This window comes from Actinosynnema sp. NPDC023658, from assembly GCF_040639995.1.
GTDB lineage: Bacteria > Actinomycetota > Actinomycetes > Mycobacteriales > Pseudonocardiaceae > Actinosynnema.
On the sequence record NZ_JBFAAX010001331.1, the window covers coordinates 1 to 1,306 of the forward strand.

Sequence of the window (1,306 nt, forward strand, 5' to 3'; positions counted from 1 at the left end):
TCACCGTGTCCGGTTCAGCGGGTCCGGGCGGGCTCGGACAGCTCCGCGGGATCCGGCGCCTGCCAGAACACGCTGCTCAGATCCATGCCGCGCAACACCTGGATGCGCCACGGGTACAGCTTGATCAGGCCGAACTTGGGATCGGTGTGGCCGCCGCGCCAGAAGTTCGCCGGGTCGTAGCCGACACCGGGCGGGCTGCCCTTCTTGTAGAGGTCCCAGATCTCGCGCCGGACGTCCTGGTCCTCGTCGACCCACTCGGCCGTGCAGTCCGCGAACACCGAGTTCTGCTTCGGGCTCCAGTAGGAGATCGTGGTGTGGGGGTTCCGCTTGAGGTGCGCCACCTTCACCGGGGTCTTGTACGCGGCGATCCACCCGATCGGCACGCCGTCGAGCACCTCCCAGATCGGCAGCAGGACTCGCGCCCTGGGCCGGTTCCTGCTGTCGACGGTGGTCATCGTGGCGTAGACGATGTCCTGGATGTAGGCGAGGAAAGGCTCTTGAAGGTCTGAGAACGACCTGACCGTCCTCATCGTGCCCCCTTGGTGCGCGGTGCTGTCGCGACAGCGTTGACATGCTTTCCGATCAATACTGGCGGGCGTCGGGACGTTCGGTAAGGACGCACTTTGAAGTTACCGAGGCACTTCCCGGTGCCGTGCCCCGCGCGGTCCGCCCAGCGGGCGACGGGTACCGCGCGTCGGGTCACAGCGGTGTGTTGCCGTGCTTGCGGCGCGGCGCCTCGGCCCGCTTGTCCCGCAGCATGGTCAGCCCCCGGGCGATCACCGCCCGCGTCTCCGCCGGGTCGATCACGTCGTCCACCAGCCCGTGCTCGGCGGCGTGGTAGGGGTGCATCAGCTCGGCCTGGTAGTCGGCGACGAGGGACGCGCGCAGCCGGGCGGGGTCGTCGGCCGCGGCGAGCTCGCGGCGGTGCAGCAGGTTGACCGCGCCCTCGGGGCCCATGACGGCGATCTCGTTGGTGGGCCAGGCCAGGGACAGGTCCGTGCCGACGGACCGCGAGTCCATGACGATGTACGCGCCGCCGTAGGCCTTGCGCAGGATGAGCTGGATGCGCGGCACGGTGGCCTCGCAGTAGGCGTACAGCAGCTTCGCGCCGTGCCGGATCGCGCCGCCGAGCTCCTGCTCGGTGCCGGGCAGGAACCCGGGCACGTCGACCAGCGACACGAGGGGGATGCCGAACGCGTCGCAGAACCGCACGAACCTGGCGGCCTTCTGCGACGCGGTGGTGTCGAGCACCCCGGCCAGCACGACGGGCTGGTTGCCGACGACGCCGACCACCTGGCCGTGGTCG

General features: G+C 69.8%; 2 protein-coding genes. Both read right to left on the minus strand.

Annotated elements, in window-relative coordinates:
* Positions 1 to 14: 14 nt before the first annotated feature.
* Complete coding sequence (locus AB0G02_RS40730; RefSeq protein WP_360806051.1) at positions 15 to 530, minus strand: pyridoxamine 5'-phosphate oxidase family protein; 516 nt, start codon at positions 528 to 530, stop codon at positions 15 to 17.
* A 169-nt stretch (positions 531 to 699) separates the two neighbouring features.
* A partial coding sequence (locus AB0G02_RS40735) for a carboxyl transferase domain-containing protein (RefSeq protein WP_360806054.1) occupies positions 700 to 1,306 on the minus strand: 607 nt, incomplete at its 5' end.

Coding starts and splice junctions, on each gene's coding strand:
- AB0G02_RS40730 (WP_360806051.1), bottom strand. CDS start 530: ATGAGGACGGTCAGGTCGTTCTCAGACCTTCAAGAGCCTTTCCTCGCC.